This is a genomic window from Pseudomonas grimontii (assembly GCF_007858185.1).
Lineage (GTDB): Bacteria > Pseudomonadota > Gammaproteobacteria > Pseudomonadales > Pseudomonadaceae > Aquipseudomonas > Aquipseudomonas grimontii.
In genome coordinates, this window is record NZ_VFES01000008.1 from 205833 (window position 1) to 227645 (window position 21813).

Genomic DNA, 21813 nt, shown 5'->3' on the forward strand with positions numbered 1-21813 from the left:
ATGGCCAACGCCCAACGCGGCTTTACCCTGCTGGAGATGCTGGTGGTGATCGTCTTGATCAGCATCGCGGCCGGGTTGGTAGGGTTTGGCCTGCAACAGGGCCTGCGCGCCGCCAAAGAGCGCCAGGCCGTCGGGCAGGTGGTCGAGGCATTGCGCAGCACGCGGGCGCGGGCGATTGTCAGTGGCACCACCGAAAGCACGTTGTTCGATTTGCGCAACCTCAGCGTGCAGGCGCCGGGCCGTCCGAAAAAGTATTGGCCGGCCGGGCTGCAGGTGACCCTGCACACTGCCGAGCAAGCCGGCGCTGCGGTGGATTTCTACCCCGATGGCAGTTCCACCGGCGGCCACGTGTTGCTGGCCAACGGCAGTCGGCGTTGGCGCATCGACATCGGCTGGCTGACTGGCAGCGTGCAGTCCAAGGCCTTGCCATGAAGCGCCAGGCGGGGTTTACCCTGCTGGAAATGCTCGCCGCGCTGACGTTGATGGCGATCTGTAGCACGGTGCTGCTGGTCGCCTTCGGCCAGAGCGCGCGCTCGTTGTTGCAGGTGTCCCACAGCGACCGCCTGACCCATGCCGCCTTGAGTGTGATGGATCAGGAAGGCATGGGCCCTTTGGCCAGCGGCACACGCCAGGGCGAGTTGAACGGTATCGCCTGGCAACTGCGTATCGCCCAGCAGCCCAGCCGCATTGGTCAGGCGCATTTGTTCAGGCTTGACCTCACCGTCAGCGAAGGCCCGCGCCAGGCCAGTTTCAGCACCTTGAAACTGCGCGCTGCCGGCGTCGGGGCCGGATTGTGAAGGCGCGTCAGCAGGGCTTTACCTTGCTTGAGATCATGATCGTACTCAGCCTGCTCGGGGTGTTGCTGACCCTGGTCGGCGGCGCGTTGCTGGGCGCCAATCGCGCCGTGCTCAAGGCCCAGCGCTACACGGTCAGCCTGGATGAAATGCGTGCCGCGCAGCAGTTTTTGCGCACCGCCATCAGCGAGGCGTTGCCGCTGGATGTGACCGAGGACGACAGCCAGACCGATGGTTTTTTTGCCGGTGGGCCGCAGCGCATGCAGTTTGTCGCGACCTTGCCCGGTGTGCTTGGTGGCGGGATTCAGCGCTTCACCTTGCAGTTGGTGGGCCCTGAGTCGCAGCGCGACTTGCAGGTGGCGTTCGCGCGGTTTGAGTCCGCGGCGCAAGTCAGCGTCCCGGCCTCGCGCAGTGAGCCGCAGGTGTTGTTGAAGGGGGTCGAGGACCTGCAATTCAGCTATCGCGGGGTGTCGCCCAAGGGCCAGGCCACCGGCTGGATCAGCGAGTGGCCGTGGACCAAGCGCCTGCCTTACACGGTGCGGATTGACGCGCGGGTGAATGGCCCGGTGCCGTGGGTGACCCAGGTGGTTGCCTTGCGCCTGAACCTGTCCGGCGGGGCACCCGAATGATCCAGCATCAACGCGGTGTGGCCCTGCTGCTGGTGCTGTGGGTGCTGGCCTTGCTCAGTCTGTTGCTCGGCGGTTTGGCCGGTTGGGTGCAACTGGAAACACGCCAGGCCGCCTGGCACCGCCAGCACACCCAGGCGGTGCTGGCGGCCGAGGCCGGGGTGGCGCTGGCGATGCAAGCCGTCGCCGACCCGTTGCAGCGCAAGCAGTGGATTGCCGACGGGCGTGAAATCCCGCTGGTGTTCGACGATGCGCAGCTGCGCGTCAGCCTGCACAGCGAGCGCGGCAAGCTGTATTTGAACAGCGCCGAGGTGGGTGATTTTGCCCGCCTGGCCCTGGCCTGCGGTGCGACCCAGGCCCAGGCCAACCAACTCGCCAGAGCCCTGGAGGTGCGGCGTAACCAGGGCCTGGCGCCGTTTCGGGTGGTGGAAGAAGTGCGCCAACTGCCGGGCATGACCCAGGCGCTGTACAGCGAACTGGTGCCCGAGATCAGCCTGTGGAGCGGCCTGGACCGGCCCGATCCGGCATTCGCCAGTGCCTTGATGCGCCGCGCACTGAACCTGCCGCACCAAAGCGCGGTGGGTGCCGATCCCGGCGACGTGCTGGTGGTCAGCAGCCGCGCCCAACGCCCCGGTGGTTACCACGCCCAGGTGCAAGCCACCGTGTTATTGAGCCCCGCGCAAGGCAGCGCACAACCTTATCGAGTCTTACGTTGGCAAGAATGAACGAACAGTTAACCGCGCGGCTTCAGTCGCTGGCGCAGCCCATCACCCAGCGCTGGCGCGGCAGCCTGCTGCAACTGGGCTGGCGCCTGTGGCTCAAGGAGCTGCGTGGCTGCCTGCCGGCGTGGTTGTCGTTCGCCGATATCCCCGAGCATGTCTACGCCTGGCCGCTGACCGCACCGGTCGAAAAGCTGCCTGGCGAAGCGCGTCAGGTGCTGGTGCTGCCGCCGGAAACAGTGCTGGTGCAAACCCTGCAGTTGCCCCCGGCGACGGCGCGCAACCTGTCGACGGTGGTCGGCTATGAACTGGACCGCTTCACGCCGTTCGACGCTGCCCAGTTGTACTTTGTCGCGCGCCAGGAGCGCCGCACCCCCACGCATTTGCACGTCACGCTGGTGGCGATCCTGCGTGAGCGTCTCGACCAGATCCTCAATGACTGCGCGGCCCTCGGCTTGCAGCCCCATGCGGTGGATGTCGCCGATAGCGCAGGCAAACCCATGGGCATCGATTTGCTGCCGGCGCCATTGCGTCCCCGCCAGCGCCCCCAGGGCAAGGGCCTGCAACGCAGCCTGCCGTGGTTGTGCGGCGCCTTGCTGATTGCGGCGATGCTGCTGTGGCTCGACGACCGCCAGCGCGTGCTCGATGCCATGCAGCACAGTGTGCGCGAGCAGAAAGCCCAGGTCGCCGAGATCCAGGCCCTGCGCCAGCAATTGCTCAATACCCGTGGCGCCGCCCAGTACCTGATTCGCCGCAAGGCCGCCCAACCACCGTTGGCGGCGCTGCTCAACGAACTGACCGCGTGCCTGCCCTCGGACACCTGGCTCGACCAGTTGGAAGTCAACGACGGCGCCGACGTGTCCTTCTCCGGGCAGAGCGCCAAGGCCAGTGCCTTGATCACTCGGATCAAGGGTTGCCACAGCCTGGAAAACGCCCAGTTCGAAGGGGTGATCCAACCCGATGCGCAAACCGGCAAGGATCAATTTTCCTTGCGCGCCCACCTGCACCAGGAGGCCGCTGATGCGCCGACCACTGACACCCCGTGAACGCCGTGGCGCGGCCCTGATCGCCCTGGCCCTGGTGCTCGGCGCCGGTTACTGGCTGTTGATCGACAGTTGGTTCGCCGGCCCCTTGCGCAGCATGGGCGAGCAAGCCGAGCAGTTGCGTGAACAGCAGCAACGCTACGCCGGTGTGTTGCGCCAGGGCGACAGCCTGCGCCAGCAATTGGAGCAAGCGCGGCAGGACCCGGCCAGCAGCACCAGCCTGTTGCCCGGCGACGACCCGAGCGCGGTGGCGGCGGACCTGATGCAACGCATCGCCGACCTGATCAACAGCCGCGCCGGCCTCGGTGGCGGTTGCAGCCTGACCCAGCGCATGCCCATCACCCCGGAGCAGGACGATGCCGAGCCCTATCGCCAGGTCAAGGTCAGCCTGACCCTCAACTGCGCCATCGAACCCTTGACCGCGATCCTGCATGAGCTGGAGTACCAACGGCCGTTTCTGTTTGTCGATGAGATGAGCATTCGCCGCCCACCGAACGCGCCGGCCAGCGGTGGCGCCGGGCAACTGGTGGTGCACCTGTTGGTACGCGGTTACCTGCAACCGGCCGCCGCCCGGCAGGTGCAACGATGATCAATGTATTGCGTCCCCTGGAATGGCTGTTGCTCGGTGTGGCCGGGCTGTTGGGCCTGCTGATGGTCGGCATCCTCAGCAGCATCGGCGATGCGCCGCAGTGGTTGCCGGCGCCGGACCCCGATGCCCGCGCCACTACCGCCGCCAAGGTGCTGGTGGCGCCGAGCGCGACCCTCGAAAGCCTGGCCGGCACCTGGCAAACGCCGCTGTTCAGCCCCGACCGCAGCCCTGACCGCGCGGTGGGCCAAGCCGCCGTTTCCAGCCTGTCGAGCCTGGTGCTGACCGGTATCGTCCTCGACGGCGACCTGCGCGTGGCGTTGCTCAAGCGTGCCGATGGCCCGCCGCTCAAAGTTCACCAGGGCCAGACCCTGCCCAACGGCTGGCGCCTGGAACACCTGACGCCCCGCGATGCCCGCTTTGTACTCGACGGTCGCACCCAAACCCTGAGCCTGCGTGCCCTGCGTTTGCCGCCGCCGTCCAGCACTCCCCCGATTACCCTTCCTCACGAGTCCACCCCTTGATCGATACTTTCCCTGGCGCCTTGCGCACCACCGTGTTGTGCCTGGCCACCGCCGTTTCCCTCGGTGGCTGCGGCACCTTCCCCGAGCATCTCGACCCGGACGAGGCCCTGCTGCATGAGGCGATGCAGGGCACCGGTTCGCAACGACCACCCGTGGACCCGGCCAGCGAACAGGCGCCGGTCGACAGCGGCCAACCCCAGGCGAAGACCCCGCCCCAGCGCCAGTTGATACGCGGCAACCAGCAGTTCGTGCGCCAACCGGCAGCGGTCTCGGCCGCCAAGGAAGAGGGCAGCGGCGACATCGTGTTCAACTTCGCCGACCAGCCGATCGAAGCCGTGATCAACAGCGTGATGGGCGACCTGCTGCACGAGAACTACAGCATCGCCCAGGGTGTGAAGGGCAATGTCAGCTTTTCCACGTCCAAGCCGGTGAACAAGCAGCAGGCCTTGTCGATTCTGGAGACCCTGTTGTCGTGGACCGACAACGCCATGATCAAACAGGGCAACCGCTATGTGATCCTGCCGGCCAATCAGGCAGTGGCGGGCAAGCTGGTGCCGGAGATGCGCGTGTCGCAGCCGTCCAGCGGTTTGTCTGCACGCCTGTTTCCGTTGCGCTATATCTCGGCCACCGAGATGCAGAAACTGCTCAAGCCGTTCGCCCGCGAGAACGCCTTCCTGCTGGTGGACCCGGCGCGCAATGTGCTGAGCCTGGCCGGCACTCCCGAAGAACTGGCCAATTACCAGGACACCATCGACACCTTCGACGTGGACTGGCTCAAGGGCATGTCGGTGGGCGTGTTCGGCCTGCAACGCGCGTCGGTGGCCGAGCTGATGCCCGAACTGCAGAAAATGTTCGGCCCCGACAGCGGCATGCCCCTGGCCGGCATGGTGCGCTTCTTGCCCATCGAGCGGACCAACTCGGTGGTGGCGATCTCGTCGCAGCCGCAGTACCTCAGCGAAGTCGGCGACTGGATCCATACCATCGATGAAGGCGGTGGCAACGAGCCGCAGATGTACGTCTACGATGTGCGCAACATGAAGGCCACTGACCTGGCCAAGTACCTGCGGCAGATCTACGGCACGGGCGCGATCAAGGACGACACCCCGGCCAAGGTCGCCCCCGGTTTGCGCACCGCGACCTTGTCCTCGCCGGGCACCAACAGCACCTCCGGCAGCACGCCGGGTGGCCTGAGCAACAACCTCAATGGCAACCCACCCGCCGCTGAGGACGAGGAGCCAGCGCCCGACGCCGAGCAGGACACCGCCGAGCAGGGCGCGACCGACGACGCCCCGGCCAAAAGCCTCGACGCCGGCACCCGGATCACCGCGCAAAAAAGCAGTAACCAACTGCTGGTCCGCACCCGCCCGGTGCAATGGAAAGAGATCGAATCGGCGATCAAACGCCTCGACAACCCACCGCTGCAAGTGCAGATCGAAACGCGCATCCTCGAGGTCAAACTCACCGGCGAACTGGACCTTGGCGTGCAGTGGTACCTCGGCCGCCTGGCCGGCAACTCCACCAGCACCACGGTGGGCAACACCGCTGGCAGCCAAGGCGCGTTGGGCGGCGGCGGGGCAGGTTTGGGCGCGACGGATTCGTTGTTCTACTCCTTCGTCAGCTCCAACCTGCAAGTAGCCCTGCATGCCCTCGAAACCAACGGCCGCACCCAGGTGCTGTCGGCGCCGTCGCTGGTGGTGATGAACAACCAACCGGCGCAGATCCAGGTGGGCGACAACATCCCGATCAGCCAGACCACGGTCAACACCGGCACCTCCGACACCACGTTGAGCAGTGTTGAATATGTGCAGACCGGGGTGATTCTTGACGTCGTGCCGCGGATTAATCCGGGTGGTTTGGTGTACATGGATATCCAACAGCAGGTCAGCGATGCCCAGGACCAGGCGTCCACTGGCAGCGATACGCCGACGAATCCGCGTATTTCCACGCGGTCGGTGTCGACCCAGGTCGCGGTGCAGAGTGGGCAAACGGTGCTGCTGGGCGGGTTGATCAAGCAGGACAATGCGGAGAGTGTCAGTGCGGTGCCTTACCTTGGGAAAATTCCGGGGTTGCGCTGGTTGTTTGGCAATACCAGCAAGTCCAAGGACCGCACGGAATTGATTGTGCTGATTACCCCGAGGGTGATTACCAGCAGCAGCCAGGCGCGGCAGGTGACGGATGACTATCGCCAGCAGATGCAGTTGTTGAAGCCGGCTAACTGAGAGAACGCGGGGAAAAATGTGGGAGGGGGCTTGCCCCCGATGGCGGCCTGACAGCCGACCAGGATGTTGGATCAGACCGAGTACATATCCGTTGCTGCGGTAACGGCCACTTAGGGTTTCGCTTTTACAGCGACTCACTTTTGAACAGTGCAAAAGTAAGCAAAACGCTTCGCCCCACCACTCGGCACTTCGCCCAGGCTCGGTGTGCCCCAAATCACTATCGAATTCCGGCCAGCGTGGTTTAACGGGGCGCCTGAGATCAAGATCTAAAGCAAGATCAAGGGCGGCTCGCTTCGCATCGTGGTTAGCGTTGGCTAATACAACGTTGTGTAGATACCCATACTCATCGGGGCATAGGTATCTACACAAGTTTCAGAGACTGGCGAGTTCCCCTGTGGCGAGCGGGCTTGTCCCGCGTTGGGCCGCGTAGCGGCCCCAAAACAGCCGCTATGGAGTTTCTGATACACCGCATTCTGCTTTACTGGGGCTGCTACGCAGCCCAACGCGGGACAAGCCCGCTCGCCACAGGGAGATTTGTCAGAGGCTGAAAAGTTGTGTAGATACCCATGCCCCCGATGGGGGAGTGTCAGTTGATGCATCTGTAGCTGACCCCCTGCCTATATCGGGGGCAAGTCGAATCGTCGCCCCCCTCCCACAGTTTGATCTCCCTACATCAGGTAGACCTCGGCCTGAGCTAAAGGCCAATCTCAAAAGACATTATTTATATGAATAAAAAAACTAAAAAATAATAAAATTAGAGAATATTAGCTTATACCAAAACAGCATTATATTTTCAAAACCCATTCCGTTATGTTTGATCGCAACAGCCTACCCCTGACCTCGGATGGTACCCAGCGTGATTCAGATTCTGCGCGCCATAACCGGGTGATCATCCCCGCGGCAGAATCGTTGGAAGGGAGTTCAACGTATGTTGCCAATTCAAACCCAGCGTCACACCTAGTCCCCCAATCGCCGCAACACCCCTGAAAAAACCGAGCACCGCGCCCGCCCGCGTGACTGCCCGACTTCGCGATTTGGAATGTCTGGAGTGGCTATGAAGCAAGCCTTACAACCGACCGCCATCCTGGCGCTGGCGATCCTGGCCAACACCGCCCAGGCCCAGGACGACAGCACCCTATCCACCGTGGTGGTCACCGGTAACCGTGGCGCCGAACAACGCACCGTTACCAGCAGCCCGGTGCCGATCGATGTGGTCAGCGCCAAGCAACTGCAAAGCACCGGCAAGCCCGGTTTGATGGAGGCATTGAGCGCGGTGATCCCGTCGCTGACCCTACCGGAAAAAACCGGTTGGGACGCCAGCGGTATTGCCCGTGCGCCGAACCTGCGCGGCATGAGCGCCGCCGAAGTGCTGGTGCTGGTCAACGGCAAGCGCCGCCACACCGCGGCCACCCTGAACATCAACGGCATCAACACCGGTGCCGCGCCGGCAGACCTGGACCTGATCCCCATCAGCGCCATCGACCACGTCGAAGTCCTGCGCGATGGGGCCGCCGCCCAGTACGGCTCCGATGCCATCGCCGGGGTCATCAATGTGATCCTCAAGGCCGACACCAGCGGCACGTCGGTGACCAACATCGGCCAGGGTTATGACGGCAAGAAACAGACCGTGCAGCAAAGCCTCAACAAGGGCTTCGAGATCGGCAACGGCGGCATCGTGCAGCTGGCGCTGGACGCGCGCAGCCAGAACGATGACAACAAGGCCAGCGCCAATGGCTACACCTACGCCCAAGCCTTTGAGCAGGCGGGTCGCGCCACCTACGGCGGCTATGGCACACCGAAGACCAACCTGCTGACCTTGGGCTACAACGCCGAATTGCCGGTCGATGACAGTTTCAGCCTGTATTCCTTCACCACCTATTCTCGGCGCAAGGCCGAGCAGGGCCAGAACTTCCGCCTGCCGACCATCACCAACACCATTACCACGGGGCCGAACGGTTACCCCGGCGGCTACACGCCGACCTGGTATATCGACGAGGACGACTTCCAGGCCGCATTCGGCGGTAAAGGTACGCTCGGCGCGTGGGACTGGGACTTGTCCACCACCTACGGGCGCAACGCGGCGGAGCAGGGCACCACCCATAACCAGAACCCGTCCCTGGGCGAGGCCACGCCGAACAGCTTCACCTCCGGCACCTGGATTTCCACCGAGCTGACCACCAACCTCGACTTCAAGCGCGGCTTCGACATCGGCCTGCAAAAGCCGCTGGACCTGAGCTACGGTTTCGAACATCGCCGCGACACCTACGAGGTGCAGGCCGGTGACTATGAGTCCTATGCCAACGGCGGCTACTGCGTGGCACCGGGTAACTGTGCGTCGTCCGGGGCCCAGGTCACTAACGGCATCTCGCCGGATGAAGAAAGCAGCGCCTCGCGCAACAGCCTCGCCAGTTACGTCGACGTGGGCTTCAACCCGGTGCCGGAGTGGTACGTGGGCACCGCGTTTCGCTACGAGCATTACAACCAGGGCGTGGGCGCTACCCGCAGCGGCAAGCTGACCACCCGCTACGACTTCACCCCGCAGTTCGCGGTGCGCGCCACCGTGAGCAATGGCTTCCGTGCACCATCCCTGGCCAACAGCCTGTTCAGTGCGCGGTCCACCACCTATGGCGTGGTCGATGGCGTGTACCAATCGATCAACTACGGCGTGCTGCCGGTAGGTTCGGCCGCTGCCCAAGCCTTGGGGGCGCAGGCACTGAAACCCGAGCGTTCCACCAACTTCAGCCTGGGTTTCACGCTGACCCCAACCGATCGCCTGAGCTTCACCGCCGATGCCTACGTGATCAACCTGCGCGACCGCATCACCCTCACCGGCACCTTGCTCGGCCCGGAAATCACCCAGGTGCTGCAAGGCAATGGCATCACCTCCACCTCTGGCGGCCAGTACTTCATCAACGGCGCCGACACCCGCACCAAAGGCCTGGACCTGGTCGGCAACTACAGCCAGGACCTGGGCCACTATGGCGCGCTGAAATGGACCGCCGCGTTCAACTGGAACCAGACCAAAATCCTCAGCTACAAGGAATCCACCACGATCCTGGGCACGGCCTATGACCTGATGGACCGCCAGGCACGCAACCTGATCACCGGCGTGCAGCCCAGCACCAAGCTGATTCTCGGTGGCGACTGGAGCATCGAGCGCTTCAACCTCAACCTGGCCCTGACCCGCTACGGCTCTTACAAAGAGGTCAACGTCTCCGATGACCGCAGCCTCGACCGGGTCTACAGCGCCAAGTGGATCACCGACCTCGACCTTGGCTACAACCTCACCAAAGACCTCAACGTGGCCATCGGCGCCAAGAACCTGTTCGACGTCTACCCGAAAAAACAAGGGGTACCGAGCAGCACCATGGTCAGCAGCTACGGCACCTATTCGCCCTACGGTTTTACCGGCGGGTACTACTACACCCGCTTGACCTATGCCTTCTAGGCCGAGGAATACACCATGCCCATCGTTGCCAAATCCTATGACCTGATTGACTCGCCCGGCGCGGTGCGCCAGGCCCGTGTGTCCACACCGATCAAAGCCCTGCAGGTGGTGCCCGCGCGGCATCCCTGGCGCTGGGCCGGGTCGATCTTTGCCGCGCTGGTGCTGCTCGCCATCGTGCATTCCCTGGCCACCAACCCGCGCTGGGAGTGGGGCGTGTTCGGCCAGTGGTTCTTCTCGCCGTCGGTGCTGCGTGGCCTCGGCCAGACGCTGTTGCTGACGCTGCTGAGCACGGTGTTCAGCGCCATCCTCGGCACTGCGCTGGCGTTGGCGCGGCTGTCGGGCTCGCCGCTGCTGGCGGCCCTGGCCTGGGGCTATATCTGGTTTTTCCGCTCGATGCCGGCGCTGCTGGTGCTGATCATCCTCTACAACTTCGCCTACCTGTACGACCACATCGTCCTCGGTGTGCCGTTCACCAGCGCGGTGTTCGCCGAGTGGTCGACGGTGGACGTGCTCAGCCAATTCACCGTGGCCGTACTGGGCCTGAGCCTGATGCAGGCGGCGTACGCGGCGGAGATCATTCGCGGCGGCCTGATCGGTGTGGATGCCGGCCAGCATGAAGCGGCGGCAGCCCTGGGCTTGCCGGCCTCGCGGCGGATCTTCCGGATCATCCTGCCCCAGGCGCTGCGCTCGATCCTGCCGTCGGGGTTCAACGAAATCATTGGCCTGGTCAAGGGCACCTCCATCGTCTACGTGTTGGCCCTGCCGGAGCTGTTCTACACCGTGCAGGTCATCTACAACCGCACCCAGGCGGTGATCCCGCTGCTGATCGTCGCCACCGTCTGGTACCTGATCATCACCACCGTGCTCACCAGCGCCCAGTACTACGTCGAGCGTCATTTCGCACGGGGTACGGCCAGGGTGCTGCCGCCCACGCCGTTGCAACGTGTGCGCCGCTGGTTGAAGGAGAAAAGCCATGAGTGAAGCCCGTGCCGGCCGTATCCAGATCCAGGGCGTGGGCAAGCGCTTTGGCAATCAACAGGTGTTGAAAGACATCGACCTGACCATCGATCCAGGCAAGGTCACGGTGATTCTCGGACCGTCCGGCTCGGGCAAGTCCACCTTGCTGCGCACCATTAACCACCTGGAAAAGATCGACAGCGGGCACATCACCATCGACGGTGAATACGTGGGTTATCGACGCAAGGGCGACCTGCTTTACGAGCTCAAGGAACGCGAGATTCTCAAGCGCCGTATCGACGTCGGTTTTGTGTTCCAGAACTTCAACCTGTTCCCGCACCTCACCGCCTGGGAAAACGTCGCCGAGGCGCCGCTGGCGCACAAACGCTGGAGCAAGGCCGACGCCCAGGCCAAGGCTACGGCACTGCTGGCCAAGGTCGGCCTGGCGGACAAGGTCGATGCCTACCCACGCCAGCTTTCCGGCGGCCAGCAACAACGCGTGGCGATTGCCCGCGCACTGGCGCTGGACCCCAAGGTGCTGCTGTTCGATGAACCCACTTCGGCCCTCGACCCGGAACTGGTGGGCGAAGTGCTCGACGTGATCAAGGGCCTGACCCAACTGGGCGTGACCCTGGTGATCGTCACCCATGAAATCGGTTTTGCCCGTGAAGTGGCCGACCACGTGGTGTTCCTCTGTGACGGCGAGTTGATCGAAGAGGGTCCGCCCGAACAGATTTTCCGCCAACCCCGACATCCCCGCGCCAAAGCCTTTCTCGGCAAGGTGCTTTAGTTCAAGGAGTGACTGCCCATGTTCATCAACACCACCCGCGTGGCCCTGCTGGCGCTGGCCGTCAGTGCCGCGCAAAGCGCATTCGCCGTGCAACAGGTCGACCTCAGCCCCGACCGTCCGCGCATCCATGTGCCGCGTAACGAAGCGGCCATTGCGCAGATCCCGCCGGGCTTCAAGTTCGCCCAGCCGGGCACGTTCACCGTGGCCGTGTCCGGCGTGGCCGGGCCGCCCCTGGCGCTGCTGGCCAGCGACGACAAGACCACCATCGGCAGCGAAGCCGACACCGCGCAACTGGTGGCCGACAGCCTCGGCCTGCAACTCAATGTGGTGCAGACCAGTTGGGAGGATTGGCCGTTGGGCGTCAGCTCGGGCAAGTACGACGCGGTGATCAGCAACGTCACCGTGACCGAGGCGCGCAAGAAACGCTTTGACTTCGCCACCTATCGCCAGGATGTGCTCGGCTTTTACGTCAAGAGCACCAGCAAGATCAGCGAGATCAAGCAGGCAGCCGATATTGCCGGGCTGAAGATCATCGTCGGTTCCGGCACCAACCAGGAAAAAGTCCTGCTGGCCTGGAACGAGGCCAACGAAAAGGCCGGCCTCAAGCCTGCGCTGTTGCAGTACTTCGACGACCAGGCCGCCGGGCAGCTGGCGGTGCAGTCGGGGCGCAGCGATGCGCTGTTCGGGCCTAACTCGGTGTACGCCTATTCGGCGGCGATTACCGGGGGCATCAAGCGCGTCGGCACGGTGAACGGCGGCTGGCCATTGCAGGCGGACATTGCCGTGACCACGCGCAAGGACAACGGCCTGGTCAAACCGATCCACACCGCCCTGGAAGGCGCGATTGCCGGCGGCCAATACGCGCAGGTGCTGCAACGCTGGGGCCTGGATGTTGAGCGCGTCGACAAATCGCTGATCAACCCACCGGGCCTGCCGGATTAAGGAGCAATCGACATGGGACTGACACGACGTGAAGCGTTGTCGAGCATCGCTGCGGTAGGTGGCGAAAAAGCCGTCAAGGATGCACTCGCGGTACTCGGCCTGGGGCCGTCATCGCATCGGCGGCCGCAACCGTTGAAGCTCAAGGACGGCCTGGGGCAGGGCACCCGTGTGCTGGTGCTGGGCGCCGGGATTGCCGGGCTGGTCACCGCCCTCGAACTGACCCGCGCCGGGTTCAGCGTGCAGGTGCTGGAAGCCCGTCAGCGGGTCGGCGGTCGTACCTGGACAATCCGCCATGGCGACCGCGTGGACTACAAGGATGGCCGTACGCAGACCGCCGCGTTCGAGCCGGGGCATTACTTCAACGCCGGGCCGGCACGGATTCCCAGCCAGCACCGCACGATCCTCGATTATTGCAGTGAGCTGGGGGTGCCGCTGGAAGTACTGGTCAACAGCAGCCATGGCGCCCAGGTGCGGCCGGATGTGAACCAGCCGGCTTTCACCGTCGGCCAGGCGATCAATGATGCGCGCGGGCACTTGTCCGGGTTGCTGGCCAAAGCGGTGCAGCGTGATGCCCTCGACGATGTGCTGAGCGCCGAGGAACGCACGCGCTTGCTGGGGTTTTTGCACGTGTATGGCGACCTGTCCCAAGAGCTGGCCTTTGAGGGCACGATCCGTTCGGGGCACCTCGAATCCCCGGCACATCCCGGCGCCTTGCCCGCCAGCCGCAGCCCGTTGGCACTGGACCAACTGCTGCACCCCGAGCTGTGGGGCGCCTTGCTGCACACCGAGTTCCCGGAATTCTCGGCGACCATGTTCCAGCCGGTGGGCGGCATGGACCGCATCACCGACGCCTTCTACCGGCGCGTCAGCGATCACGTGCAACTGGGCGCCCAGGTGCGCCGGATCCGCCAGCTGGAAGACGGCGTGGCCGTGACCTATCACGACCAACGCAGCGGTCGCGAGCAGGTGGTGCGCGCCGACTATCTGGTCTCGACCTTGCCGCTGCCGCTGCTGGCCAAGCTCGACACCGACTTCAGCGACCCGATCAAGGCCGCCTTGCTCAGCACCCGCAGCGACCAGGCGACCAAGGTGGCGTGGCAATCCCCACGCTTCTGGGAAACCGACTACCGCACCTACGGCGGCTTGTCGTGGATCGAACACCCGGCGCGCCTGCTCTGGTACCCGAGCAACGACCTCAACACCCGCGAGGGCTTGCTGGTCGCAGGCTACGTGACCGGGGAGGGCGCCGATGTGTTTGGCGCGCGATCGTTCGACCAGCAGTACGCCACCTCCAAGGAGGCCGTGGAGTTGCTGCATCCGGGCTATTCCAAACACCTGCGCCACCCGCTGGCGGTGTCCTGGGAACAGATCCCCTTCAGCGAAGGCCCGTGGTTGCAACGTGAACACTTCCCGGCCGATGCCAGCGCCTTGCTCGAACAGGGCCACGGCCGTGTGTACTTCGCCGGCGACGGCCTGGTGCAAAGCGGCGTGGGCATCTGGCAGGAGTCGGCGGCCAACTCGGCGCGGCATGTGGTCGCGCAACTGGCTGAGCGCGTGACCCGACAAACACACCTCGCGGCAGTGGCCGCCTCATAAGGAACACACCCATGAGCGACAGCATTCGACGCACCAGCGTCGGCGATTTTCCGATCTCGCAGACCGTCACCGTGCCGGCCTCCGCCAGCCTGATCTTCGTCAGCGGCACCTTGCCGGACCTGGCTGATTCAAACGTTCCAGGGGTCTACGGCAACACCGAGGTGCAGACGGTTTCGGTGTTCAACAAACTGCGTACTGTCCTGCGGCAACAAGACCTGGACCTGGGCGATATCGTGCAGTTGCGCGTGTTCCTGGTCGGCGCCGAGGAAACGGGCGGCAAGCTGGATTTCGCCGGGTTGCAGCGTGGGTATACGCAGTTCTTCGGCACCCCCCAGCAGCCGAACAAGCCGGCGCGCACGGCGTTGCAGGTCGTGGCCTTGCCCTTGCCCGGTGCACTGGTGGAAATCGAAGCCATCGCCGCCCGAACAGCCTGATGCACGCGGTTGAACAGTGTGGGAGGGGGCTTGCTCCCGATAACGGTGTGTCAGGTGATGCAGAAGGTGACTGAACCAACGCTATCGGGAGCAAGCCCCCTCCCACCAGTTGATCCGTTTTTTGCCAGTTAGTCCTCATGTTCATTATGGAGAGATCCCTATGTCCACAGCACCCCGGCAACTCAAATTCGGTGCCATCCTCACCGGCGTCGGCACCGCGCAGAACGAATGGCTGCACCCGCAAATCCCCGGCGATGCCAGCGTGGATATAGACTGGTATCGCGCCCAGGCGCAGCAGGCGGAAGCGGCGAAGTTCGACCTGGTGTTCATCGTCGACAGCCCCTACATTACCCCGGATTCGGCGCCGCATTTTCTCAACCGCCTGGAGCCGTTGACCCTGCTCTCGGCCGTGGCCGGTGCCACCTCGAAGATCGGCCTGGTGGCGACCCTGACCACGTCCTATACCGAACCCTTCAATGTGGCGCGGCAGTTTGCCTCCCTAGACCTGATCAGCGGCGGCCGCGCCGGTTGGAACGTGGTCACCACCGGTCTGGAAGGCGCCGCCGGCAACTTCGGCCGTGAGCAGCATATCGACCACACCGAGCGCTATCGCCGCGCGGCCGAGCACCTGGAAGTGGTGCAAGGGCTATGGGATTCCTACGAAGACGACGCCTTCGTGCGCGACAAGGCCAGCGGTGTGTTCCTCGACCCGCAACGCCAGCATCGCCTGGATCACCACGGCGAGTTCTTCTCGGTGACCGGGCCGTTGAATATCGCGCGCTCAGCCCAGGGCCAGCCAGTGATTTTCCAGGCGGGCATTTCCGAATCCGGACGCAGCCTGGCGGCCCACTATGCCGAGGGCATTTTTGCCGGCGTGGGCAACTTCGAGGACGCCCAGGCCTATTACAGCGACATCAAACAACGCACCGCCGCCGCCGGACGCAACCCCGACCACGTGACCATCCTGCCGGGCATTTCGCCGATCATTGCCGACACCGACGAGCAAGCCCAGGCCATCGACCGCGAACGCAATGGCGAGCTGGATCTGAACAAGGCACTGGTGCAGTTGGGGCGGCCGTTCAACTACCACGACTTCAGCCAGTACCCGCTGGACGAACCCTTCCCCGACCTGGGCGACCTGGGCAGCAATGGCTATCGCGGGCATGCTGAAAACATCAAGCAAGTCGCCCGCGACCAGGGCCTGACCCTGCGCGAGGCGGCGTTGCGTTTTGCCAAGCCGTTTTCCAGCTTTGTCGGCTCGCCCAAGACCGTGGCGGATGAGATTGAACGTTGGTTTGTCGAAGGCGCGGTGGATGGCTTCAATATCCACGTCGGCGCGCCGGATGACTTTGCGCGGTTTACCGACCAGGTGCTGCCATTGTTGCGCGAGCGCGGGTTGTTTCGCAGTGAGTACAGCCACAACACGTTGCGTGGGCATCTGGGCTTGCCGGTGCCGGTGAATCGGCATACGGCTGCAAGGAGCGAGGCGGCCTGAGGGTCACCACCATTTCCAGCGGCCCTGTTGTTTCAGGGTCGCGATAATGGCTAGGCGTTTGTGGCGTAACTCCACCGACTTTTGCCGCAGTTCGCGGCAGCGGTTGCTGTTGAGAATTAGCAGGCCGACAAGTGGGCAGAGCAGGGCCAGTGCATAGAGATAGGTGTTGGGGCGCCAGAGGATGGCGGGTAGGGATATCAGCAGGCAAAGGAGGTAGATCGCGACGTTTATCCAGACCCAATGAATGCGGCCGTAGAGCACTTCAAATTGCGCAATGGAAAACACCGCGCTTATCGCTACTGCGCCAAAAAACCAATTACGCAACGTAGAAGCTTCTGGGGCTCCTGAAAGATAGGTAACCATTATCAGGACGCCAGTCAGGGCAATGCTAAAACACCCGGCAAGCATCCACCCTCCGATGACTGGCATGTAACGTTTGCGCCACGGTCGTGGATCTTCTATATAAAAAATAGAGTAGAAAAAATCCTTTCCACTCATCGTTTTCCAGTCAGGCAAGCTAACGCTGGTGTCATGGCCCAACTTCTCCAGGGCCTTTAGCGCTCTTTGCTTTTTCATTGATCGAACTCCTCATAGAGACCGACAGTGAGCGTACGAACATTGCCTGACATCGCGCTGCTCATGAACCCTGAGGTCGCAGCCAATGAATCTCTTATGTGATTGATGGTGGCTTGTTTTATTTGTGCCGCACTGATGCGCTTGCTGGTGGTTCCTGCGGCTTTTTTTAGTTTGAGCAGTTTCGTTGTCAGTCGCGGGTCCTGGATTCTGAGCAGTGCATCATTCAGCTTTACTCTTTCTTGCCGGGTAAGCCCTCTCAACACTTGCTGAATGGGTTTTCCCGTTACTTTCGTACTTAGATTGATAGTTTTTGCTGTCGTTAAGGCAGATGTAGCGACTCCTAGCAATGCGATACCGTCCAGTACAGCGACTGCAGCTTGATACCAATCCTCGCTGTCGAGACGATCAATAGTCTGCGGGCTGAATGCTTCAACACTGGTTCTGCCTAATCCGATAAGACATTGCGCAGAGCTGGCCACAGCAGCTGCTTTGCCGACGAAGGAAATCACCACACTTGCCCCCGCAGTGAACGGCATAAACGCAACTCCGCTCCAGACCACCATCCAACTCAGTATCGCCCCCGCACACGTCACCGCCGTATTCAACGCTTCACTCACCAACCGCGATTCCCGCGGCTCATGCTCCAACATCCGCTTGAACTCCACCGCCCCCACATACCGGGGCGCCTCACGCAACACCACCTTAATCGGCCGCACACTGCAAATCGCCTGGAACTCACGCAGCGTGACCACGTTGAAGTCCTCATCGATATACACCACGCCCGCGCCAATCAGCACCGGGTCGCTGTCGGTGGCGAAGAACAGTCGACGCAGGTCGATGCTGCTTTCAATGCGTTGGCGGGTGGTACGGTGGGCCGAGGGGAATCCATCGTTGAACAAGGCGGTCGTCATTCCTTAACTCCTGGGTTTTTGGGAGTCGAGAGGGTAAAGACGTAGTGGCGCAAATTAATGTCGGACGTTTCGTCATTTCAAGACAGGCACTTCCCGATCCCGCTTTGCCATCTTGTGAGCACCGTCTCGATTCGGGAACAGTGCGCCCCACGTCACTCCCGACGCACAACAGGACAAGGAACCAACATGGCAGTCGATATGTTTTTGAAACTGGGCGATATCAAGGGTGAATCGCGGGAGCAAGCTCCCTCGCCACAAACCCATTATTCACTCACCAAACCCAATGATGGGAACGATCAGGCGGTGGGGTAGGGGGGGTACCACTATTTCCAGCGGCCTTGTTTTTTCAGGGGCGCGATGATGTCTTCGCGCTTGCGGCGGATTTCTACCATCTTGTGGCGCAGTTCGCGGCAGCGGTTGCTGTTGAGGATTAGCAGACCTATCAGCGGGCTGAGCAGGGACATGACGTAGAGAAAAAGCGGTGGACGGTACGCTATCGCGGGCAGGGAAATAAGTAAGCAAATAATGTAAATACCGACACTAATCCATACCAAGTGAATTCGGCCATGGGTCACCTGAATCTTGGAAAAAAAGAGGACAACGCCCATTGTGACGCTGCCGAAAAAAAAGATTTTGATTGCCAGGCCTTCCGGGAATCTTGAGAGAAAGGTCACCAACAGTAAGACGGCAGTCATCGCGATCGTGAAGCAGCCGGCAAGTAGATCGGCTCCAATCACTAGTGCATAGCGTCTCCTGAATTTTCGTGGATTTTCAAAGTGGAAATATGCGTAAGCGCGCTCCTCAGACGTTAGTGTTTTCCAATCCTTCCATTTTTCATCCATACCAAGTTCCCCGAGGTCTTTTGCCGTTTTACGCTTGCTCATTGGCTGGCTTCTTCGTAGATGCCAATAGCCAATGTTTTGATGTTTCCTGGCATTGAGCTGCTAGCGAAACCCAGGGTTGCAGCCAAGGCGTCTCTTATATGGTTGACGGTAGCAAGTTGCATTTCCGTGGCGCTGATTCGTTTTGGCAATACTCTATTGGCTTGTTTCACCTTGAGCAGTTTTAGCGTTAATCGAGGGTCCTGAAGCCTGAGCAGCTCGTCATTCAGTTTTGCTCGCTCTTGTCGGTTCAAGCCTTTCAGTACCTGTCTGAGTGGCTTGCCGGTGACTTTCGTTGCTGTATTTACTGTTTTGATTGTGGTCCAAGCCGAGGTGGCGACGCCAAGTGATGCAATGGCATCCAGCGTTGCGTCAACGGCCTGATACCAGGCTTCGTTATCCAATTGATCAAGGTATTGCGGAGCAAACGCCTCTACGCTGGTTCGACCTAATCCAACGATGCATTGGGTGATGCTGGCAGCCAGGGCCGCCTGACCGATAAACGTAATCACCACACTCGTCCCCGCCGTAAACGGCATCAACATCACTCCACTCGTAACTACTATCCAACTCAATACCGCCCCCCCACACGTCACCGCCGTGCCAAGCGCCTCAGCCACCAATTTCGACTCCCGAGGCTCATGCTCCAGCATCCGCTTGAACTCCACCGCCCCCACAGACCTGGGTGCCTCACGCAACACCACCTTGATCGGCCGCACACTGCAAATCGCCTGGAACTCACGCAGCGTGACCACGTTGAAGTTCTCATCGATATACACCACGCCCGCGCCAATCAGCACCGGGTCGCTGTCGATGGCGAAGAACAGTCGACGCAGGTCGATGCTGCTTTCAATGCGTTGGCGGGTGGTACGGTGGGCCGAGGGGAATCCATCGTTGAACAAGGCGGTCGTCATTCCTTAACTCCTGGGTTTTTGGGAGTCGAGAGGGTAAAGACGTAGTGGCGCAAATTAATGTCGGACGTTTCGTCATTTCAAGACAGGCACTTCCCGATCCCGCTTTGCCATCTTGTGAGCACCGTCTCGATTCGGGAACAGTGCGCCCCACGTCACTCCCGACGCACAACAGGACAAGGAGCCAACATGGCAGTCGATATGTTTTTGAAACTGGGCGATATCAAGGGTGAATCGCGGGACCAAGCCCATCGTGACGAGATCGACATTACCAACTGGGGCTGGGGTTTATCGCAAACAGGCTCGATGCATTCCGGCACGGGAGGCGGCTCGGGCAAGGCCGACTTTGCCAACCTGAACCTGACCAAACCCCTGGATAAATCCAGCCCTAACCTGATGATGGCCTGTGCCACCGGCAAGCATTACCCCGAAGCCAAATTGGTGGTGCGCAAGGCCGGCGGAGCCAGCCCGGTGGAATATCTGGTAATCACTTTGAAGGAGGTCATGGTGGTGTCCTACAGCACCCGCGCTGAAACGGCCGATGATGTGTTGTACGACAGCATCGCCTTGAACTTCGCCACCGTCGACGTCAGCTATCAGCCGCAGAAAGCCGACGGCGCCAAGGACGGTGGGCCGGTGAAGTTTGGCTGGAATATTCGGCAGAACGTCAAAGTGTGATGCGCTGAGAGGGCATAGGTATCTATGCAACTTTTCAAACCCTGACACATCTCCTGTGGCGAGCGGGCTTGTCCCGCGTTGGGGTGCGAAGCGCCCCTGATGAAGACGAATGCGGTGTATCAGGCACTCCTCTGTGCCTGGTTTTGGGGCTGCTACGCAGCCCAACGCTCGCGGTGCGACGATTCGACAAGCCCGCTCGCCACAGGCCCATCACTCATTCACCAAACCCAATAATCGCCTTGGTTTCCAGATACTCCTCGAACCCCTGCACACCATACTCCCGGCCATTCCCTGAGCGCTTGTAGCCCCCAAATGGCGCCATCGGATTCCACGCCGGATGGTTCAGGTGCACCTGGCCCGCCCGTATACGCGAAGCCACCGCCCGCGCAACATCCAGGTCCTGCCCTTGAACGTGAGCACCCAGCCCGTAGACCGTATCGTTGGCGATGGCGACGGCTTCATCCACCGTTTCATAGGCAATGATGCACAGCACCGGCCCAAATATTTCCTCCTGGGCAATGCGCATGGCGTTGTCCACGTCGGAGAAAACCGTCGGCCGCGTATAGAAGCCCTTGTCAAAACCCGCCGCCCGTCCCGGCCCACCGCAGAGCAGTTTGGCGCCCTCGTCGAGGCCGGCCTGGATCATGGCCTGGACGCGATGGAACTGGGCTTCGTTGGCAATCGGGCCCAACTGCGTGTCTTCCGATTGCGGGTCGCCCACGATCAATGCATTCGCGGTGGCCGCCGCCAGGGCTTCGACTTCGGCCAGGCGGCTTCTTGGCACGATCATGCGGGTCGGCGCGCTGCACGACTGGCCGACGTTGCGAAACGCCGACATCACGCCCAGCGGCACGGCCTTGGCGAAGTCGGCGTCGGGCAGCAGCACATTCGGCGACTTGCCGCCCAGCTCCTGGGTCACGCGCTTGACCGTCGGCGCGGCGGCCTGGGCCACCAACGCGCCTGCGCGGTTGGAGCCGGTGATGGAAATCATGTCGATGTCCGCATGGGCCGCCATGGTCGCGCCGACTTCGGCACCGCTGCCGTTCACCAGGTTGAACACCCCAGGCGGCAGGCCGGCGTCATGCACCAGTTGGGCAAACAGCAGGGCACTCAAGGGCGACAGTTCGCTGGGCTTCAACACCACGGTGCAGCCGGCGGCGATGGCCGGGGCGACTTTTGCGGTGATTTGATACAGCGGCCAGTTCCATGGCGTGATAAGCCCGCACACGCCGATGGCTTCGCGCTCGATGGCGGTACCGCCTTCCACGGTCTGGAAACGGTAGCTGGACAGCAGGTCACGGGCGACTCGGACGTGCTCGGCCGCCAGCGGCACTTGCATCGCCCGCGCGAAGCCAATGGCCGTGCCCATTTCCAGGGACAGCGCCTGTGCCAGTTGCTCTTTGCGCTCAAGGATCAGTTCGTGGATTTTCCCCAGCACTTGCGCTCTCGTTTCAGCCGGGGTCGCAGACCAACCGGCAAGCGCCCCGCGTGCTGCCGCGACGGCCCGGTCGACATCCTCGGCAGTCCCGCGCGCCACCTGGGCAACCACGGCTTCAGTGGCCGGGTTGACCACCGGCAGCGTTGCCGGGATCGCCGGGGACGTCCAACGACCGTTGATATAAAACTGGTGAGCCGTGTGCGGATCAACGCTGTAGCTATTTGAAGAGTGGGTGGTCATCCAAC

The 21813-nt window shown here is 62.2% G+C and carries 22 protein-coding genes; 17 read left to right on the forward strand and 5 right to left on the reverse strand.

What is annotated here, in order from left to right; genetic code table 11:
• The 15 genes from FIV39_RS14845 (at nt 1) to FIV39_RS14920 (ending at nt 16173) form a co-directional block, all read left to right on the forward strand.
• A complete protein-coding gene (locus FIV39_RS14845; protein ID WP_090406317.1) occupies nt 1-432 on the forward strand; it encodes a type II secretion system protein in 432 nt (143 codons plus the stop codon).
• Nucleotides 429-797: a type II secretion system protein gene (locus FIV39_RS14850; protein WP_090406315.1), complete on the forward strand. Its 369-nt coding sequence runs from the start codon at nt 429-431 to the stop codon at nt 795-797. Before FIV39_RS14845 ends, FIV39_RS14850 begins: the two co-directional genes overlap by 4 nt.
• Nucleotides 794-1423: a prepilin-type N-terminal cleavage/methylation domain-containing protein gene (locus tag FIV39_RS14855; RefSeq protein ID WP_090406312.1), complete on the forward strand. Its 630-nt coding sequence runs from the start codon at nt 794-796 to the stop codon at nt 1421-1423. Before FIV39_RS14850 ends, FIV39_RS14855 begins: the two co-directional genes overlap by 4 nt.
• Nucleotides 1420-2145 (forward strand): general secretion pathway protein GspK, encoded by a 726-nt coding sequence (locus tag FIV39_RS14860; RefSeq protein ID WP_090406310.1) that lies wholly within the window; start codon nt 1420-1422, stop codon nt 2143-2145. The genes FIV39_RS14855 and FIV39_RS14860 overlap by 4 nt, the downstream gene beginning before the upstream one ends.
• Nucleotides 2142-3185 carry a type II secretion system protein GspL gene (locus tag FIV39_RS14865; RefSeq protein ID WP_090406307.1) on the forward strand — a complete coding sequence of 348 codons (1044 nt, stop codon included), beginning with the start codon at nt 2142-2144 and terminating at the stop codon, nt 3183-3185. Before FIV39_RS14860 ends, FIV39_RS14865 begins: the two co-directional genes overlap by 4 nt.
• Nucleotides 3160-3771 (forward strand): type II secretion system protein GspM, encoded by a 612-nt coding sequence (gspM, locus tag FIV39_RS14870; protein WP_024076406.1) that lies wholly within the window; start codon nt 3160-3162, stop codon nt 3769-3771. The genes FIV39_RS14865 and gspM overlap by 26 nt, the downstream gene beginning before the upstream one ends.
• On the forward strand, nt 3768-4292 hold the full coding sequence (locus FIV39_RS14875; protein ID WP_090406304.1) for a general secretion pathway protein GspN: 525 nt from the start codon (nt 3768-3770) through the stop codon (nt 4290-4292). Before gspM ends, FIV39_RS14875 begins: the two co-directional genes overlap by 4 nt.
• Nucleotides 4289-6511 carry a type II secretion system secretin GspD gene (gspD, locus tag FIV39_RS14880; protein WP_090406301.1) on the forward strand — a complete coding sequence of 741 codons (2223 nt, stop codon included), beginning with the start codon at nt 4289-4291 and terminating at the stop codon, nt 6509-6511. Before FIV39_RS14875 ends, gspD begins: the two co-directional genes overlap by 4 nt.
• A gap of 1054 nt (nt 6512-7565) precedes the next feature.
• Nucleotides 7566-9959 (forward strand): TonB-dependent receptor plug domain-containing protein, encoded by a 2394-nt coding sequence (locus tag FIV39_RS14890; RefSeq protein WP_090406297.1) that lies wholly within the window; start codon nt 7566-7568, stop codon nt 9957-9959.
• A gap of 15 nt (nt 9960-9974) precedes the next feature.
• Nucleotides 9975-10940 carry an amino acid ABC transporter permease gene (locus FIV39_RS14895; RefSeq protein ID WP_090406295.1) on the forward strand — a complete coding sequence of 322 codons (966 nt, stop codon included), beginning with the start codon at nt 9975-9977 and terminating at the stop codon, nt 10938-10940.
• Nucleotides 10933-11706: an amino acid ABC transporter ATP-binding protein gene (locus tag FIV39_RS14900; RefSeq protein WP_090406292.1), complete on the forward strand. Its 774-nt coding sequence runs from the start codon at nt 10933-10935 to the stop codon at nt 11704-11706. The genes FIV39_RS14895 and FIV39_RS14900 overlap by 8 nt, the downstream gene beginning before the upstream one ends.
• Nucleotides 11707-11724: 18 nt before the next feature.
• The gene (locus tag FIV39_RS14905; RefSeq protein WP_090406289.1) at nt 11725-12648 is read left to right on the forward strand and encodes an ABC transporter substrate-binding protein; all 924 of its coding nucleotides are present in this window, start codon (nt 11725-11727) and stop codon (nt 12646-12648) included.
• Between the two features lie 12 nt (nt 12649-12660).
• Entirely contained in the window at nt 12661-14244 is a 1584-nt protein-coding gene (locus tag FIV39_RS14910; protein WP_090406286.1) for a flavin monoamine oxidase family protein, read from the forward strand.
• Nucleotides 14245-14255: 11 nt separating this feature from the next.
• A complete protein-coding gene (locus FIV39_RS14915; RefSeq protein WP_090406283.1) occupies nt 14256-14678 on the forward strand; it encodes a RidA family protein in 423 nt (140 codons plus the stop codon).
• Nucleotides 14679-14838: 160 nt separating this feature from the next.
• A complete protein-coding gene (locus FIV39_RS14920) occupies nt 14839-16173 on the forward strand; it encodes an LLM class flavin-dependent oxidoreductase (protein ID WP_090406280.1) in 1335 nt (444 codons plus the stop codon).
• Between the two features lie 3 nt (nt 16174-16176).
• Here the strand turns inward: FIV39_RS14920 and FIV39_RS14925 are convergent, their stop codons facing one another.
• Nucleotides 16177-16749 carry a hypothetical protein gene (locus tag FIV39_RS14925; RefSeq protein WP_090406277.1) on the reverse strand — a complete coding sequence of 191 codons (573 nt, stop codon included), beginning with the start codon at nt 16747-16749 and terminating at the stop codon, nt 16177-16179.
• The gene (locus FIV39_RS14930) at nt 16746-17660 is read right to left on the reverse strand and encodes an NAD synthetase (RefSeq protein WP_090406275.1); all 915 of its coding nucleotides are present in this window, start codon (nt 17658-17660) and stop codon (nt 16746-16748) included. Before FIV39_RS14930 ends, FIV39_RS14925 begins: the two co-directional genes overlap by 4 nt.
• Nucleotides 17661-17846: 186 nt before the next feature.
• Here FIV39_RS14930 and FIV39_RS33475 point away from each other — a divergent pair, with 186 nt between their 5' ends.
• Nucleotides 17847-17972 carry a hypothetical protein gene (locus FIV39_RS33475; protein WP_261384976.1) on the forward strand — a complete coding sequence of 42 codons (126 nt, stop codon included), beginning with the start codon at nt 17847-17849 and terminating at the stop codon, nt 17970-17972.
• Nucleotides 17973-17983: 11 nt separating this feature from the next.
• On the opposite strand, the gene FIV39_RS14935 is transcribed toward FIV39_RS33475, so the two are convergent.
• Both FIV39_RS14935 and FIV39_RS14940 read right to left on the reverse strand, forming a co-directional pair.
• Entirely contained in the window at nt 17984-18544 is a 561-nt protein-coding gene (locus FIV39_RS14935; RefSeq protein WP_146371542.1) for a hypothetical protein, read from the reverse strand.
• A complete protein-coding gene (locus tag FIV39_RS14940; RefSeq protein WP_090406271.1) occupies nt 18541-19455 on the reverse strand; it encodes an NAD synthetase in 915 nt (304 codons plus the stop codon). Before FIV39_RS14940 ends, FIV39_RS14935 begins: the two co-directional genes overlap by 4 nt.
• A 186-nt stretch (nt 19456-19641) precedes the next feature.
• Here FIV39_RS14940 and FIV39_RS14945 point away from each other — a divergent pair, with 186 nt between their 5' ends.
• A complete protein-coding gene (locus FIV39_RS14945; RefSeq protein ID WP_065948050.1) occupies nt 19642-20130 on the forward strand; it encodes an Hcp family type VI secretion system effector in 489 nt (162 codons plus the stop codon).
• A gap of 214 nt (nt 20131-20344) precedes the next feature.
• Here FIV39_RS14945 and FIV39_RS14950 read toward each other — a convergent pair whose 3' ends face one another.
• Nucleotides 20345-21808 carry an aldehyde dehydrogenase family protein gene (locus tag FIV39_RS14950; RefSeq protein WP_090406268.1) on the reverse strand — a complete coding sequence of 488 codons (1464 nt, stop codon included), beginning with the start codon at nt 21806-21808 and terminating at the stop codon, nt 20345-20347.
• Nucleotides 21809-21813 lie beyond the last annotated feature (5 nt).